This window comes from Caulobacter sp. GW821-FHT11E11, from assembly GCF_058808315.1.
This window is the reverse complement of the sequence record NZ_JBXARO010000002.1, coordinates 441,697-457,286: the sequence shown is the minus strand read 5'-3', so window position 1 is coordinate 457,286 and position 15,590 is coordinate 441,697. Positions and strand designations below refer to the sequence as shown.

The 15,590-nt window shown below is 68.4% G+C and carries 15 protein-coding genes and 1 tRNA gene; 7 read left to right on the top strand and 9 right to left on the bottom strand.

From position 1 onward, the window contains the following. Positions 1–11 precede the first annotated feature (11 nt). Both AC1RR5_RS06205 and folK read right to left on the bottom strand, forming a co-directional pair. On the bottom strand, positions 12–2,054 hold the full coding sequence (locus AC1RR5_RS06205; protein ID WP_492920259.1) for a M13 family metallopeptidase: 2,043 nt from the start codon (positions 2,052–2,054) through the stop codon (positions 12–14). Positions 2,055–2,139: 85 nt separating this feature from the next. After that, positions 2,140–2,628 carry a 2-amino-4-hydroxy-6-hydroxymethyldihydropteridine diphosphokinase gene (folK, locus tag AC1RR5_RS06200; protein WP_492920258.1) on the bottom strand — a complete coding sequence of 163 codons (489 nt, stop codon included), beginning with the start codon at positions 2,626–2,628 and terminating at the stop codon, positions 2,140–2,142. 48 nt (positions 2,629–2,676) lie between these two features. On the opposite strand from folK, the gene AC1RR5_RS06195 reads away from it, so the two are divergent. Continuing rightward, entirely contained in the window at positions 2,677–3,273 is a 597-nt protein-coding gene (locus AC1RR5_RS06195) for a LabA-like NYN domain-containing protein (protein ID WP_492920257.1), read from the top strand. Position 3,274: 1 nt separating this feature from the next. After that, positions 3,275–3,952, top strand: a complete 678-nt coding sequence (locus AC1RR5_RS06190) for a uracil-DNA glycosylase (protein WP_492920256.1) — start codon at positions 3,275–3,277, stop codon at positions 3,950–3,952. Here AC1RR5_RS06190 and AC1RR5_RS06185 read toward each other — a convergent pair. The 4 genes from AC1RR5_RS06185 to glpK all read right to left on the bottom strand — a co-directional run bounded on the left by AC1RR5_RS06185 (position 3,949) and on the right by glpK (position 8,484). Then, a complete protein-coding gene (locus tag AC1RR5_RS06185; RefSeq protein WP_492920255.1) occupies positions 3,949–4,899 on the bottom strand; it encodes an alpha/beta hydrolase in 951 nt (316 codons plus the stop codon). The two genes, AC1RR5_RS06190 and AC1RR5_RS06185, sit on opposite strands and share 4 nt — an antisense overlap. Further along, positions 4,785–5,981, bottom strand: a complete 1,197-nt coding sequence (locus AC1RR5_RS06180; protein ID WP_492920572.1) for a Gfo/Idh/MocA family protein — start codon at positions 5,979–5,981, stop codon at positions 4,785–4,787. The genes AC1RR5_RS06185 and AC1RR5_RS06180 overlap by 115 nt, the downstream gene beginning before the upstream one ends. Further along, the gene (locus AC1RR5_RS06175; protein ID WP_492920254.1) at positions 5,888–6,922 is read right to left on the bottom strand and encodes an SMP-30/gluconolactonase/LRE family protein; all 1,035 of its coding nucleotides are present in this window, start codon (positions 6,920–6,922) and stop codon (positions 5,888–5,890) included. Before AC1RR5_RS06175 ends, AC1RR5_RS06180 begins: the two co-directional genes overlap by 94 nt. A 71-nt stretch (positions 6,923–6,993) precedes the next feature. Beyond that, positions 6,994–8,484, bottom strand: a complete 1,491-nt coding sequence (glpK, locus tag AC1RR5_RS06170) for a glycerol kinase GlpK (protein WP_492920253.1) — start codon at positions 8,482–8,484, stop codon at positions 6,994–6,996. A 161-nt stretch (positions 8,485–8,645) separates the two neighbouring features. Here glpK and AC1RR5_RS06165 point away from each other — a divergent pair, with 161 nt between their 5' ends. The 3 genes from AC1RR5_RS06165 (at position 8,646) to AC1RR5_RS06155 (ending at position 11,160) form a co-directional block, all read left to right on the top strand. Further along, positions 8,646–9,731 carry a DUF2336 domain-containing protein gene (locus tag AC1RR5_RS06165; RefSeq protein WP_492920252.1) on the top strand — a complete coding sequence of 362 codons (1,086 nt, stop codon included), beginning with the start codon at positions 8,646–8,648 and terminating at the stop codon, positions 9,729–9,731. Positions 9,732–9,774: 43 nt separating this feature from the next. Beyond that, positions 9,775–10,557, top strand: a complete 783-nt coding sequence (locus tag AC1RR5_RS06160; RefSeq protein ID WP_492920251.1) for an NAD kinase — start codon at positions 9,775–9,777, stop codon at positions 10,555–10,557. Positions 10,558–10,674: 117 nt separating this feature from the next. Next, positions 10,675–11,160, top strand: coding sequence for an Hpt domain-containing protein (locus AC1RR5_RS06155; RefSeq protein WP_492920250.1), 486 nt, complete (start codon positions 10,675–10,677; stop codon positions 11,158–11,160). Between the two features lie 4 nt (positions 11,161–11,164). Here AC1RR5_RS06155 and AC1RR5_RS06150 read toward each other — a convergent pair whose 3' ends face one another. The 3 genes from AC1RR5_RS06150 to folD are packed head-to-tail and all read right to left on the bottom strand — an operon-like array spanning position 11,165 to position 13,834. Beyond that, positions 11,165–12,571 carry a D-arabinono-1,4-lactone oxidase gene (locus AC1RR5_RS06150; protein ID WP_492920249.1) on the bottom strand — a complete coding sequence of 469 codons (1,407 nt, stop codon included), beginning with the start codon at positions 12,569–12,571 and terminating at the stop codon, positions 11,165–11,167. A 13-nt stretch (positions 12,572–12,584) separates the two neighbouring features. Next, positions 12,585–12,941 carry a c-type cytochrome gene (locus tag AC1RR5_RS06145; protein ID WP_492920247.1) on the bottom strand — a complete coding sequence of 119 codons (357 nt, stop codon included), beginning with the start codon at positions 12,939–12,941 and terminating at the stop codon, positions 12,585–12,587. After that, the gene (folD, locus tag AC1RR5_RS06140; protein WP_492920245.1) at positions 12,941–13,834 is read right to left on the bottom strand and encodes a bifunctional methylenetetrahydrofolate dehydrogenase/methenyltetrahydrofolate cyclohydrolase FolD; all 894 of its coding nucleotides are present in this window, start codon (positions 13,832–13,834) and stop codon (positions 12,941–12,943) included. The genes AC1RR5_RS06145 and folD overlap by 1 nt, the downstream gene beginning before the upstream one ends. A 96-nt stretch (positions 13,835–13,930) precedes the next feature. Between folD and amaB the strand changes: the two genes are divergently transcribed. Both amaB and AC1RR5_RS06130 read left to right on the top strand, forming a co-directional pair. Next, complete coding sequence (amaB, locus tag AC1RR5_RS06135; RefSeq protein WP_492920244.1) at positions 13,931–15,448, top strand: L-piperidine-6-carboxylate dehydrogenase; 1,518 nt, start codon at positions 13,931–13,933, stop codon at positions 15,446–15,448. 63 nt (positions 15,449–15,511) lie between these two features. After that, positions 15,512–15,586, top strand: a tRNA-Thr gene (locus tag AC1RR5_RS06130). Positions 15,587–15,590 lie beyond the last annotated feature (4 nt).

Below are 15,590 nucleotides of genomic sequence, written 5' to 3'. Positions count from 1 at the left end.
GCGCGACGCGTCTACCAGACCTTCACGCGCTTCTCGGGCGGCAGATACATCGAGTCGCCCGGCTTCACGTCGAAAGCCGCGTACCAGTCATCCAGGTTGCGCACCGTGAAGGCGCGGTACTGGTCCGGGGCGTGGCCGTCGGTGATGATCTGCTGGCGCAGGGCCGCCGGGCGCGAATAGCCGAGCCAGCTTTGCGCATAGGCCAGGAAGAAGCGCTGGTCGCCGGTCAGGCCGTCGATCACCGGCGCGGGCTTGCCGCCCAGAGAGGCATGGTAGGCGTCCAGCGCCGCGCCCAGGCCGGCGACGTCGGCGATGTTCTCGCTGAGCGTCAGCTTGCCGTTCACCGCCAGGTCCGGGAACGGCTTGTAGGTGTCGAACTGGTCGGCCAGGGCCTCGCCGGCCTTCTGGAAGTGATCCAGGTCCGTGGGCGTCCACCAGTTGCGCAGGCGGCCCTGGCTGTCGAACTGCGCGCCCTGGTCGTCGAAGCTGTGGCTGATCTCGTGGCCGATCGTGGCCCCGGTCGCGCCGTAGTTGGCGGCGGCGTCGAAGGTCAGGTCGAAGTTCGGCGGGGCCAGGATGGCGGCCGGGAAGTTCAGGCCGTTCAGCATCGGCAGGTTCACGGCGTTGACGGTCTGCGGGGTCATCACCCACTCGCCGCGATCGACGGGCTTGCCAAGCTTGGCCAGGGCCGTGGCGTAGTCGAACTGCTCCGAACGCTTGACGTTGCCGAAGGCGTCGCCGCGCACGACCGAGTAGCCGGAATAGTCACGCCAGGTGTCGGGATAGCCGACGCCGACCTTCAGCACGGCGACCTTCTTGCGGGCCTCGGCCTTGGTGGCCGCGTCCATCCAGTCCAGGCCGTCGATGCGCTTCTCGAAGGCGACCTTCATGTTGTCGACCATGGCCGTCACAGCGGCCTTGGATTCCGCCGAGAAGTACTTGTCGGCATAGAGCTTGCCGACCGCCTCGCCGAGGGTGGCGTTGGTCGAGTTCACCGCCCGCTTCCAGCGCGGCGACAGCTGCGGCGTGCCTTGCAGCCCCTGACCGTAGAAGGCGAAGCGCTCGTCGACGAAGGCCTTGGGCAGCACGTTGCTGTAGTGGTCCAGCAGATGGAAGGTCAGGTAGTCCTTCCAGGTCTCCAGGCCGGTGTCACTGACCGCCTTGCCAAGGCCTGTGACCAGGGTCGGATGCCAGACGATGAAGCGCGGCTGGCCCGACAGCTTGGCGGCGGCGAAGAAGGCGGCCCAGTCCAGGCCCGGAGCCTTCGACGCGAAGTCGGCCGGGGTCCAGCTGTTGTTGGCCTTCTGGACGTCGGCGCTGTCGGCGCGGCTGCCCGAGGCCTTGGCCAGCTGGGTCTCCAGCGCCATGATCGCCTTGGCCTTGCCCGCCGGGTCGGCGACGCCGCCCAGGGTCAGGATTTTCTCGACGTGGGCCAGGTACTTGGCCCGCGCCTCGACCATCGAGGCCTTGTCCGACAGGTAGTACTCGCGGTCGGGCATGCCCAGCCCACCCTGCAGCAGGAACGGCGCATACTTGCTGGTGTCGTCGAACGACGGCGAGACCCACAGGCCCAGCACATTGTCGGTATAGAAGTCGGTCGAGTTCAGCGCGTCGACATCGGCGCGGACATTGCCGCCCAGCACCGTGGCCAGCTGCTTCTTGTTCTTGATGGCGGCGATGCGGGCCAGGTCAGCCTTCAGCGGCGTCAACGCTTTCGCCTCGATGCCGGCCTCGTCCATGTAGCTGGCGTAGTAGTCGCCGACCTTCTTGCCGTCGCCGCTGCCGCCCTTGGCGGCGTCCTGGATCAGCTCGACCGTGCGCTTGCTGGCCTCCTCGACCATCACCGCCGTCTTGCCATAGCGGCTGCGGTCGGCGGGGATCGGGTGGGTCTTGATCCACTCGTTGTTGGCGTAGGTCCAGAAGTCGTCGCCCGGCTTGATCGACTTGTCGATCGAGGTCTGGTCGACGCCGCTCTGGCTCTGGGCAAAGGCGGGAGCGGCGGTCAACAGTGCGCAGGCAGCGGCGCAGGCGAGCAGCGAGCGGGTCAGGGTCATGGGTGAGCGAGGTCCATATGAGAGTCTGGGACGCTTGGCGCGGAAATTTGGCCGGACTATGGGCGCCGCTTGAGCCGATCGGGGATTAAACTTTGGCAATGGAGCGCGCGTCGCGCCCCACGGCGGCGTTGGCAGCCAGGCGGAAAGCCGGCTCGCCGTTGACCGGATGGATCCAGGCCGAGGCCAGCTCGGCCAGCGGCCCCATCACGAACAGGCGCTCGTGAGCCCGAGGGTGCGGCACCCAGACGTCGTCCTCCAGCACCGTGCGACCGTGAGCGACGAGGTCTAGATCGAGGGTGCGAGCGGCGTTGGCCTTTCCCCTCGCCCGCCCGAAGGTCTCCTCGATCCGGTGCAGGGCTTTCAGGGTCTCGAACGGATCCAGGGCCGTCCGGACGATGGCCACGCCGTTGCGATACTCCGGGCCAGCGGGGTCCGGCCAGGCCGCCGAGGCCCACCAGGTCGAGCGCGTGACCAGCTCCAGCCCCTCGCCCGGCAGGGCCTCCAGGGCCGCTTCCAACAAGGCCTCGCGACTCGTATAGGCTCCCGGCAGATTGCACCCGAGCGCCACGATCACGGCCTCATCCAAGTCATTTCTAGAGACCTGATTTTTCAAGGGATTACCGTGACCTTCTATCCTACCGACCGGCTGGCCCTGTTCATCGACGGGGCCAATCTCTATTCCGCCGCCAAGGCCCTGGGCTTCGATATCGATTACCGCAAGCTGCTCGACGAGTTCAAAAAGCGCGGCGTCCTGATCCGAGCCTACTACTATACCGCGATCGCCGAGAACGACGATTATTCGCCGATCCGGCCGCTGGTCGACTGGCTCGACTACAACGGCTTCACCCTGGTGACCAAGCCGGCGCGCGAGTTCACCGACAGCCAGGGCCGCAAGCGCTGGCGCGGCGACATGGACATCGAGATCGCCGTCGACATGATGCAGATCGCCGAAACGGCCGACCACCTCGTCCTGTTCTCCGGCGACGGCGATTTCCGCGCCGTGGTCGAAGCCGTCCAGCGCAAGGGCCGCCGCGTCACCGTGGTCTCGACCATGAAAAGCCAGCCGCCGATGACCAGCGACGACCTGCGCCGCCAGGCCGACAACTTCGTCGACCTGTCCGACCTGGGCAGCATCATCGGCCGCCCGCAACGGATCCAGCCGCGCCCTGCAGCGGACAACCGCACCCCGGCCGAACGCGAAGCCGACGACGAGTACTGAGATGCAGCAACATTCCAACATCGTCGGCGAAGTCGTTCCCAACCCCGCCGAGCCGCCGCGCGACTGCCCGCTGTGCCCGCGCCTGGTGGCCTATCGCCGCGAGAACCAGGCGCTCTATCCCGACTGGTTCAATGGCCCCGCCCCCTCGTTCGGCGACAAGGACGCGCGCCTGCTGGTCGCCGGCCTGGCTCCTGGCCGCAAGGGCGCCAACCGCACCGGTCGGCCGTTCACCGGCGACTATGCCGGGACCCTGCTCTACGAGACCCTGATCAAGTACGGCTTCGCCACCGGCAAGTTCGAGGCGCGGCCCGATGACAGCCTGAAGCTGGTCGGCGCGGCCGTGACCAACGCCGTCCGCTGCGCCCCGCCCGGCAACAAGCCCGAGACCTCGGAAGAGAACACCTGCCGGCCGTTCCTGAAGGCGCGGCTGGACATGTTCCCGAACCTGAAGGTCATCGTCACCCTGGGCGACGTCTCGCGGCGCAACATCCTGAAGACCCTGGGCCTGAAGGCCTCGGCCGGCATCCCGGGCCATGGTTCGGAATTCCAGGCCGGCCCCTATCGGATCTTCAACAGCTATCACTGCTCGCGGCTCAACACGAACACCGGCCGCCTGACGACGCCGATGTTCGAGGCATTGTTCGAGCGGGTGAAGGCGTACCTGGACGAAAATCCCTAGCGGGGCTTCATCCAGCCGTTGTCGTTCAGCCAGTCGACCAGCAGGTTCGGCCAATGCTTGAACGAGGCTTGTTCCTTGCGCAGGCCCATGTTGAAGGCATGGCCGCCGGCCTGGAACAGGTGCAGCTCGACCGGCACCTTGGCGGCGCGGAACTTGAGTAGCAGGTCGACCAGCGGCGCCGAGCAGCACTCGTCGTCGTTGGCGGCGACCATAAAGGCGGGCGGCGCATCGGCCGGCACCTTGTCGGGGACACCCAGCGGTCCCGGATAGACCAGCACCTGGAAGTCAGGCCGGGCGCTGACCTGGTCGATGGCGTCGACCTTCGGATCGCTGGCCAACGCGCCCTGGTAGATCTCGAGGTTCGCCGTCTCGCCGCCGGCCGAGAAGCCCATCAGGCCGATCCGCTTGGGATCGACGCCGTACTCGGCCGCGTGGCTGCGAACCCACCGCACGCCTCGCACCGCGTCCTGACGGGCGTGCTCGATCGTGTAGGGCGAGCCCTCCTCGCGAAAGAGGCGGTACTTGACGACGAAGACCGCCACGCCGGTGGGGTTCAGCACCTTGGCGACGTCCGAACCTTCCGAGCGGATGACTAGGATCTTGTGACCACCGCCCGGCAGCACGACCAGGGCCGCGCCGGTGGCGATCTCCTTGGGCGGCAGATAGACCGTGACCGAGGGGTTGTTGATGCTCTTGAGCCAATAGTCGCCGGGAACTTCGGGAATGTCCTTGCGGCTCTCGAAGCCTGGCGCGCCGTTGGGCCAGAGCGGGATCTGCTGCTGGGCCTGGGCCAGGCCGGGCGCCAGCAGCGCCAAGGCCAGAACCAGAGCCCTCACAGCTTCACCGTCCGACCTTCGCGGGCGGCGCGGTAGATGGCCTCGATCACCCGCAGGTCCTTCAGCCCCTCCTCGCCCGACACGATCGGCTCGCGGCCCGTGAGGATGCATTCCGACAGGTGATCCAACTGGGCCGAGAACTGGTTCTTGGCCTGCGGCGCCGGCTCGCGCGGGCCGTTCTGGCCGCTGAACCGGGCGCGCATCGACTGGCCTTCGTAGCTGGTGGCCGGCTCGCAATCGACGAAGCCCTTGGGCCCCGTCACCCGATAGCGATTGAAGTTGGCGCTGTAGGCCGAATAGCAGTTGGCCGTCGCGCCCGAGGGGAACTTCAGCTGGAAGCTGATGACGTCCTCGACCTCCTTGAAGCGGATGTCGCTGCGGTCGGTGGACTCCACGGCGTTGACGGCGACGGGCTCCTCGCCGGTCAGGTAGCGGGCGGCGTTCAGGCTGTAGATGCCGATGTCCATCAGGCTGCCGCCGCCGGCCAGGGCCTTGTTCAGCCGCCACTGCTTGGGGTCGCCGATCGTGAAGCCATGGTCGGCCACCACGGTCCGCACCGGACCCAGCGCGCCGTCGCGGATCAGCTTGATGGCTTCGATGTTGTGAGCCTGGAAGCGGCTGCGATAGCCGATCATCAGCTTGCGGCCGGCCTTCTTGCAGGCGGCGATCATCGCCTCGCAGTCGGCGACCGTATTGGCCATCGGCTTCTCGCACATCACGTGCTTGCCGGCCTTGGCCGCCCGCTCGGTGAAGGTGCGGTGCAGGCTGTTGGGCGTGATGATGTAGACGATGTCGACGTCGGGATTGTCGATGATCTTGTCGAAGGTCTCGTAGCTGTAGCGGTGGCTTTCCGGGACGCCGTACTGCTCGCCGAAGGTCTTCAGCTTCTCGGGCGTGCCGCTGACTAGGGCTGCCAGCTTGGAGTGCTCGCACTCGGCAAAGCGCGGCATGATGATCTTGGTGGCGTAGTAGCCCAGGCCCAGGATCGCATAGCCCAGCTTGCGGCCGGGCTCGGCGGCCTTCGCGCCGAAGGGCAGAGCGGCGGCGAGACCAGCCGCCAGGAATGTCCGCTTGCTGATCTCGTCCATGATGTTTTCCCTTACCAGGCCAGGCCGGAGGTCTTGGTGCGCACCTTGGCCACCACGTGGTTGGAGGTGATGAACAGCGTCTTGCCGTCCTCGCCGAACGTGCAGTTGGCGGCGGGCCCGCCCGTCTCGATGACGCCCAGCAGCTTGGCCTCCGGCGTCAGGATCAGGATGCCGCCCGGGCCGCTAGCAAAGAGGCGCCCCTTGGCATCGACCTTCATGCCGTCTGGCAGACCGGGACCGCCGGCCGCCTTCAGCTCGGTCGCGTCGAAAAACACCTTGGACGAGGTCGGCAGGCCGTCCGCGCCCAGGTCGTAGGCCATGATCACCGGCCGCTTGGGGTCCGAGATGGCGACGTACAGGCGCTTGCCGTCCGGCGACAAGCCGACGCCGTTGGGGAACGAGAGCTTGTCGTCGACCAGCGCCACCTCGCCATTGGGCCGCAGCAGATAGACGCCATTGAACGGCAGCTCCTTGGCCGGCGAGGCGTCGCCGCCTTCCAGGCCATAGGGCGGATCGGTGAAGTACAGCGAGCCCTTCAGCGGTCCGTCGCGGACCTCGACCAGGTCGTTGGGGCTGTTGAACTTCTTGCCCTTGTAGGTCCCGGCCAGGATCGTCTTCTTCTTGGTCGCGAGATCGATCTTGGCGATGCCGCGATTGCCGCAGTCGGCGGCTAAGAGCTCGCCGGCCAGGCTGATGATCGCGCCGTTCGTGCCGGCCTCGCGGAAGATCTTGGTCGGCGGGCCGTCATAGCCCGAGGGCCGAAGGAAATCGGTCTTGCCGCTCTTGGCGTCCCAGCGGTGCATGACGTTGCCGGGCACGTCGGAGAACAGCAGGTACTTGCCTTCCCACACCCACGTCGGCCCCTCGGCCCAGGTGATGCCGTCGGCGATCTGCTCGATGGGGGCGTTGGCGTCGAGGATCACGTCCAGCTCCGGCGACAGGCGGCGGATGCGACCGATCTTGGGATAGGCCGTCGGAACGGCGAAGGCCTGGCTCGAGGCCAACAGGGCGGCTCCAGCGCCCAGCACGGCGCGGCGGGTTGTCATGATGAGTTCCGCTTCTTGATTGGTCAGACCTTTATGCGTGGACAGCGTTGTCACCGCAATCGGGTGTGCGACTAAAGTCGTATGCGCGGCACGGCGTCCAGCCAGCGGGCATAGGCGGCTTCGCGCTCGTGGCCCTTGATCGAGGGCGTCAGGGTTTCGGCGGCGGGGCTGACTTCAGCCGCCGCCTCGACCGAGGCGTAGAGTCCCGCCCCGACCCCGGCGAACAGGGCCGCGCCCAGCGCCGTCATCTCCTGGTAGCTGGCCCGACGCACCGAGATGCCGGTCAGGTCGGCCAGCCTTTGCGAGAACCAGGCGCTCTTGGACATACCGCCGTCGATGCGCAGCTGCGCCGCCTCGCCGAACGCCGTGGGCGCATCGGCCCGCATGGCCTCGATCAGGTCGCGGCTCTGCAGGGCGCAGCTGTCGAAGGTGGCCGCCGCGATCTCGGGCAGGCCGGCGTCGCGGGTCAGGCCGAAGATGCCGCCCCGCGCATTGGCGTCCCACCAGGGCGCGCCGAGGCCCGTGAAGGCCGGCACGACGACGACGCCATGGTCGGCCTTGGCCGCCCGCGCCAGGGCCTCGGCCGCGCGCGGACCGCCGGTGATGCCCAGCCCCTCGCCCAGCCACTGGATCGCCGCGCCGGCCACGAAGATCGAGCCTTCCAGAGCGTAGGTCGTCTTGCCGTTCACCCGCGCCGCCACCGTGGTCAGCAGCCGCGAGCGCGAGATCGGCCGGTCCTCGCCGGTGTTGATTAGCATGAAGCAGCCGGTGCCGTAGGTGGCCTTCATCTGGCCGGGGGCCACACACCCCTGCCCCATCAGCGCCGCCTGCTGGTCGCCGGCCACGCCCCGGATCGGGACCTCGCGGCCCAGCACCTCGGCCTTCGTCGCGCCGTAGTCGTCGACGCAGTCCAGCACCTTGGGCAGCAGCGCCGCCGGGACGTTGAAGAGCTCCAGCATATCCGCCGACCAGTCCTGGGCGGCGATGTCGAACAGCAGGGTGCGCGAGGCGTTGGTGGCGTCGGTGGCGTGCACGGCCCCGCCGGTCAGCCGCCAGATCACCCAGCAATCCATGGTGCCGGCCAGCAGCTCGCCCGCCTCGGCCCTAGCCCGCGCGCCGGGCGCCTTGTCGAGAATCCAGGCGATCTTGGTGCCCGAGAAGTACGGATCCAGCAGCAGGCCGGTGACCTCGGTGACGCGCGGCTCGTGGCCTTCGTCCTTGAGCCGGGCGCAGACCTCGGCGGTGCGGCGGTCCTGCCAGACGACGGCCGGATGGATCGGGCGGCCGGTCTTGCGGTCCCAGATCACCACCGTCTCGCGCTGGTTGGTGATGCCGATGGCGGCGATACGGTCGGCCTTGCCCGAGGTCTCGGCCACCTCGCGCAGCACCGCCACGCAGGCGGCGTAGATCTCCTCGGCGTCGTGCTCGACCCAGCCGTCGTGCGGATAGCTCTGGCGCAGCGGCCGCGAGGCCTCGGCCAGAGGCTGGCCGGCGCGGTCGAACAGGATGGCCCGGGTGCTGGTCGTGCCCTGGTCCAGGGCCAGGATCAGATCTTGGGACACGTATCCTCCGCTCAAGCTTGCGACATCTCGACGCGTTACGCTGTGTCGGTGTCTTTGTTCCGTTTAAGCATGTTTTCATTTGGGGACGGCAAGGTCATCCTCATCCGGTCTTCCGGATTCGAAGGAGGCGGGCCATCCAAGCCGTCGAGATCGCATCGCTTATGAAGCTGGCTCGCAGTCGCGAGGCAGGCGACCGTGAACGTTTGCTCACGGGGATCATCGACCTGTGCGAGGCTGGCCAGGCGCGTGGCGAGCCGACCCACCCCGACATCCAGGCCCTGCTGAACTCCATCTTCATGACCCTGGTGGTCGAGGCCGAGCGCGATATCCGCCGCCGCCTGTCCGAACGCCTGGCCGACGCCGACTGGGCGCCGTCCGCCCTGGTCAACATCATGGCCCTCGACGAGATCGAGATCGCCCGCCCGATCATCGCCCGCAGCCCGGTGCTGCAGGATCACGACCTGATCCGCCTGCTGGTCCAGGCCACGCTGGAGCATCAGATCGAGATCGCCCGCCGCCCGCGCCTGCCCGGCGCCGTGGTCGAGGCGATCATCAGCCGTGACGAGCCGGCCGTGCTGACGGCCCTGGCCTCCAACGACACCGCCGAGATCTCGCCCGACGCCATGAGCCGTCTGGTCAGCCGCTCGCGCGAGGTCGTCGCCCTGCGCTCGCCCCTGGCCCAGCATCCCAAGCTGTCCAGCGACCTGGCCGAGCAGCTTTACCTGCTGGTCGGCCGCGCCCTGCGCGACGCCCTGTCGACCCGCTTCCACCTCGATCCGACCAAGATGCAGACGGCGGTCAACGACGCCCTGCGCGCGGCCCATCGCGGCGAAAGCGACAGCGAGGTCGGCCCCGTCGAACAGGACGAGGACCGCGAGGAGATGGAGCGCTCGCTGATCGAGAAGCTCGACTCCGCCGGACAGCTCCGCCCCGGCTACCTGCTGCGCGTGCTGCGTGAAGGCCGGCTGCAGCTGTTCGTCATGGCCCTGGCCCGCCTGGGCAAGTTCGAATCCGCCCAGATCCGCCGCGCCATCGACAGCGGCCGCCCCGAACTTCTGGCCCTGGCCTGCTCGGCCGTGGGCATCGACCGCAGCGTCTTCCCGACCATCCTGGAGCACGTCCGCCAGCTGAACGGCGGCCGTCCGGGCGGCGGCGACGAAGGCGTGCGCCGCGCCGCCAGCGCCTTCGGCCCCTTCACGCCGGACATCGCCGGCATGGCCTTCCGCCAGGCTGTCGGCCAAGCCTGATCTGAGGTTTGACAAGCTGGCGGCCTTCCCGCCACTTGGCCCCATGTACCAAGCGCAACCCTTCGTGACTCGCCTGTCCTTCAAGGCCAGCGACCGACCCGAAGCTCAGGAAGCGCGGGAACGTCTCACCGCCCGTTATGGCGACGTCGGCGACGAGAACGCCCAGGTCATCGTGGCCCTGGGCGGCGACGGATTCATGCTGGAAACCCTGCACGAGGCGATCGCCACCCAGACCCCGATCTACGGCATGAACCGCGGCTCGGTCGGCTTCCTGATGAACGAGTACTCCGAAGACGACCTGCTGGAGCGGATCAACGCCGCCGAGCGCGCCGTCATCCATCCGCTGGCCATGGTCGCCATCGATTCGCGCCGGACCCAGCACCGGGCCCTGGCGATCAACGAGGTGTCGCTGCTGCGTCAGACTCGTCAGACCGCCAAGCTGCGCATCTCGATCGACGGCAAGGTGCGGATGGGCGAGCTGGTCTGCGACGGCGCCTTGCTGGCCACGCCCGCCGGTTCGACCGCCTACAACCTGTCGGCCCACGGCCCGATCATTCCGATCGACGGCCAGGTGCTGGCCCTGACGCCGATCTCGGCCTTCCGCCCCCGTCGCTGGCGGGGCGCACTGCTGCCGCAGTCGTCCCGCGTCACCTTCGAGATCCTGGAAGCCGACAAGCGCCCCGTCAGCGCCGTGGCCGACAATTTCGAAGTCCGCGACGTGATCGAGGTCCATATCTCCGAGGACCGCGGCACCTCGCTGTCCATGCTGTTCGACGCCGGTCGCAGCCTGGAGGAAAGAGTTCTGGCCGAACAGTTCTCGGCCTGACCTGAGACCTCGCCGGCGCCCCCTGAGACGTTGGGTCGCGGGAAACTCCGGTCTCATCCAATGTTAACGCCTGCTATGTTAGCGTTCTCCAACTATCCGCCACTGGGGAGGCGCTCCGTGACGAACAAGACCGCAGAAGTCATTCAGGTGCCGAATATGCTCAAGCTCAAGGTGGGCGGGCGCGGCGGCATCGACATGGCCGCGATCGCCAAGGCCGAGGCGGCTCTGAAGAGCCTGTCGGGCAACTTCGCCCAATGGCTGAACGACGAAATCACCAAGCTGGAAGCTGCTCGCCAGGGCGTGCGCAGCGAGGGTCTCAACGCCCAGACGGTCGAGACCCTGTATCTTCGCGCCCATGACCTGAAGGGTCTCGGCGCGACCTACGAGTTTCCGCTGATCACGCGCCTCGCCGCCTCGCTGTGCAAGCTGATCGACGATCCGGACACCCGCCTTTCGGCGCCGATGTTCCTGGTCGACGCCCACATCGACGCGATCAAGGCCTGCGTCCGCGACGACATCAAGGTCGACACCCACCCGGTGGGCAAGGCCCTGGTGACCGAGCTGGAAGCCCGCGTCACCGAATATCTGGGCGCCGCGGCCTGACCCCCTAGGTCAGGCCAAACAGCCCTTTCAGGTACGGATTGAGCATCCGGCCCTCCGGATCCAGTTCCTGGCGCACGGCCAGGAAATCCTTCCAGCGCGGATAGACCGCCTCCAACTGCTGGTCCTTCAGCGTGTGCAGCTTGCCCCAGTGCGGCCGGCCGTCGTAGCGGCGGAAGATCGGCTCGATCAGTTCGTACAGGAAGCTGAAGTCGTCGCGGTAATAGGCGTGCACCGCCACCGAGCCGCGCACCCCGCCCTGGAACGGCGACAGCCAGGCGTCGTCGGCCGCGATCCGGCGCACCTCGATCGGGAAGAACACGTCGGGACGTTCCTTCTCGATGGTCGCCACCACTTCCTGCAGCGCCCTCAGCTGGTTCTCGACCGGCAGGTGAAATTCCATCTCGTTGAAGCGCACCGGCCGTTCGGTCGACAGCAGCTTCCAGCCCTCGTCGACGGCGGTCTCGGGCTTGGCGGTCGACAGCAGCGCCTTGGCCGCGGCCCTGCGCAGCGGCGTGGCGAAGCCCAGCAGATTGCGCAGGCCCCGCAGCGCCTGCAGGAACTCGGTGTCCTGGTCGGGACCACGAGCCTCTGCCGGATCGTCGGTCTCATCGTGGCTGATATTGGCGGCCAGGCCGGTGAAGGGCACGGCGTAGAACTCGAAGTTGCGGTGCCGGGCCCAGCGCTCGTCGGCCTTGGCGAGCGCCTCCTCGAACGGCTCCAGCCAGACCTTGCGGCGCAGGCGGCGGTTGGCGCTGGTCTTGATCCGCACCTGGCTGATCACGCCCAGCGCGCCCAGCGAGACGCGGGCGGCCTGGAAGATCTCGGGGTTCCTAGTCGCGTCGGCGTCGATGACCTTGCCCGACGGCGTGACCAGCCGCAGGCCGGTGACGCTGCCGTGCATGGCCTGGATCGCCTGGCCCGTGCCGTGGGTAGCGGTGCCCAGAGCCCCGCCCAGCGATTGCTTGTTGATATCGGGCAGGTTCGGCAGCGCCCGTCCCTTCTCGGCCAGCAGCGGGCCGAGGGCTCCGAGCCGCGTGCCGGTGCGGACGATGGCTTCGTCGCCCTCCCAGCCGACCAGGCCGGCCATGGCGTCCAGCGAGACCAGGGTGCCGCTGGTCGGGGCCAGGGCGGTGAACGAGTGGCCGGCGCCGACGGGCCGGATCGGGGCCTGGGCGACCTTGAGCGCCGTGGCCAGTTCGCCCTCGTCCTTGGGCGCCAGGCGGGCGGCGGGATAGGCGTGCTGCACGCCCGACCAGTTGCGCCACAGCAGCTTGCCGTCGGCATTGACCGAGGCCGGCGACGGCGGTTCGGGCTTGTCTCCGGTGGCGACGACATAGGCCGCCCCCGCGCCGCCGGCGACGACTGCCGCTCCGGTTCCGCCCGCGATCAGGGCTCCGCGCCTCGAGATCATGCTGCCTCCCGATTTATCCAGCGGAGTCTTCGCGCCCCGCCATGAATCGGATCAGACCCCGGAAATCGTCCGGCGTGCAAGCCACGCACTGTCCGGTGGCCGGCATGGCGTTGAAGCCCTGGATCGAGTGGTCCAGCAGCACGGCCTCGCCCTGCTTCCAGCGCGGATCCCAGGCGGCGCGGTCATGGACCAGTGGCGCGCCCGTGCCGGGAACGGCGTGACAGGCGTGGCACGAGGTTTCGTACAGCGCCGCCAGCTTGGCGTTGGCCGGACGCAGCGCCAGAGCCTGCTCGGGCGTAGGCGGCGGGGTCTTGGCCCCGCAAGCGGTGAGGAAAAGGGCGGAGGCGACGAGAACCAGCGCCCTCCGCATCAGGCGATCCCCGCCAGGCGTTTGGCCGCCGTCAGCGTATTGGCCAGCAAGCAAGCGATCGTCATCGGCCCCACGCCCCCCGGAACCGGCGTGATGGCGCCGGCGATTTCCCTAACCTCGTCGAAGGCGACGTCGCCGACAAGGCGGGTCTTGCCAGCCGCGGCGGCTTCGGGATCGCGAGCCGGGAAGCGGGTGATGCCGACGTCGATGACCACCGCGCCCGGCTTGATCCAGTCGGCCTTGACCATCTCGGCCCGGCCGACGGCGGCCACGACGATGTCGGCCTGGCGCACAATCCCTGGCAGGTCCTGGCTGCGCGAGTGGGCGATGGTCACGGTGCAGTCGGCGGCCAGCAGCATCTGGGCCATCGGCTTGCCCATCAGGTTCGAGCGGCCGATCACGACGGCGTTCTTGCCCTTCAGGTCGCCGATCGTGTCCTTGATCAGCATCATGCAGCCCGTCGGCGTGCAGGGCGCCAGGGCCGGCAGGCCGCTGGCCAGGCGGCCGGCATTGGTCACGGTCAGGCCGTCGACGTCCTTGTCGGGCGACAGGGCCGCCACGACGTCCATCTGGCTGATGTGCGGCGGCACCGGGAACTGCACCAACACGCCGTGGATCTTGGGGTCGGCGTTCAGCTTGGCGACCACGGCCAGCAGTTCGTCCTGGGTGGTCTCGGCCGGCAGGCGGTGGGTCTCGGAGTACATCCCCGCCTCTTCCGTCTGCTGGCCCTTGCTGCGCACATAGACCTGGCTGGCCGGATCCTCGCCGACCAGCACGACGGCTAGGCCGGGCGTCAAGCCATGCTCGGCCTTCAGCGCCGCGACGTCCTCGGCGACCTTGGCCCGCAGATCGGCCGCGAAGGCCTTGCCGTCGATGAGTTTGCCCTGGGCCATGGTCGATCTCCTGCTTGGCCCGTCCCTACCGGCTCGTTGTGTCTCACGCAACTTCGAGGGGTTGACCGTATCCCAGCGGCGGCGTGTGCTCGGGCGATGAGCCAGCCCTCTCCCTCCGTCCACGCCCGCGACCTGCTGAGCAAGCTGGGCGTCCCCGCCCTGCCCGCCGACGGCGGTCATCCCGTCCGCAGTCCGATCGACGGCCAGGTCCTGACACACGTGGCCTTCGACGACGCCCGCGAGATCGGCGCCAAGATCTCGGCGGCCTGCCACGCCTTCGAACCCTGGCGCACCGTCCCTGCTCCGCGTCGCGGCGAACTGGTCCGGCTGTTCGGCGAGGAACTGCGCGCCGCCAAGGCTGACCTCGCCGCCCTCGTCACCCTGGAAGCCGGCAAGATCGCGTCGGAGGCGGCGGGCGAGGTCCAGGAGATGATCGACATCTGCGACTTCGCCGTCGGCCTCTCCCGTCAATTGCACGGCCTGACCATCGCGTCGGAGCGCCCCGGCCACGCCATGCGCGAGACCTGGCATCCGCTGGGTCCGGTGGCGGTGATCAGCGCCTTCAACTTCCCGGTCGCCGTCTGGGCCTGGAACGCCTGCCTGGCTCTGGTCTGCGGCGATCCGGTGATCTGGAAGCCGTCCGAGAAGACGCCCCTGACGGCCCTGGCGACCCACGCCATCCTGCAACGCGCCCTGGACCGCTTCGAGGACGCGCCCGACGGCCTTTGCGCCGTCATCCAGGGCGGCCGCGACGCCGGCGAGCGCCTGGCCCGCGATCCGCGCATCGCCCTGGTCAGCGCCACCGGCTCGACCCGCATGGGCAAGGCCGTCGCGCCCCTGGTCGCCGAGCGCTTTGGCCGCTCGATCCTGGAGCTGGGCGGCAACAACGCCATGATCGTCACGCCCTCGGCCGACCTGTCGCTGGCCCTGCGCGCCATCGTCTTCTCGGCGGCCGGCACGGCGGGCCAGCGCTGCACGTCCCTGCGCCGGCTGATCGTTCACGAGACCCTGGTCGACAAGGTCGCCGACGCGGTCGACACGGCCTTCCAACGCCTGCGGGTCGGCGATCCGCGCGAGGCGAGCACCCTGCTGGGCCCGCTGATCGACAAGGCCGCCTATGACGCCTTCGTCGAGGCCATGAACCAGGTCCGCGCCGAGGGCGGCAGCGTCAGCGGCGGCGAGCGCCTGCTGATCGACGAGCATCCGGACGCCTTCTATGTACGCCCCGCCCTGGCCCGCCACGCCGCGCCGGCGCCCTGCATGCAGCGCGAGACCTTCGCGCCCCTGCTGCACGTCGCGCCCTACAACAGCCTGGACATGGCCGTGGCGATCCAGAACGACGTCCCACAAGGTCTGTCCTCCTGCATCATGACCAACGACGTCCGCGAGGCCGAAGCCTTCCTGTCGGCCGCCGGCAGCGACTGCGGCATCGCCAACGTCAACATCGGCCCCTCGGGCGCCGAGATCGGCGGCGCGTTCGGCGGCGAGAAGGAGACCGGCGGTGGCCGCGAAAGCGGGTCGGACAGCTGGAAGCAGTACATGCGGCGGCAGACGGCGACGGTGAACTATTCGGGGGCGCTGCCGCTGGCCCAGGGGGTGCGATTTGATCTTTAGGTCGCCCTTGCCCCCCGCCGCATCAAGCGGCATAAGCCCTGACCTCGGGTCTTCAGGCCCAATGCCGGCGTAGCACAGCGGTAGTGCAGCGGTTTTGTAAACCGAAGGTCGGGAGTTCGATCCTCTCCGCCGGCACCACTCT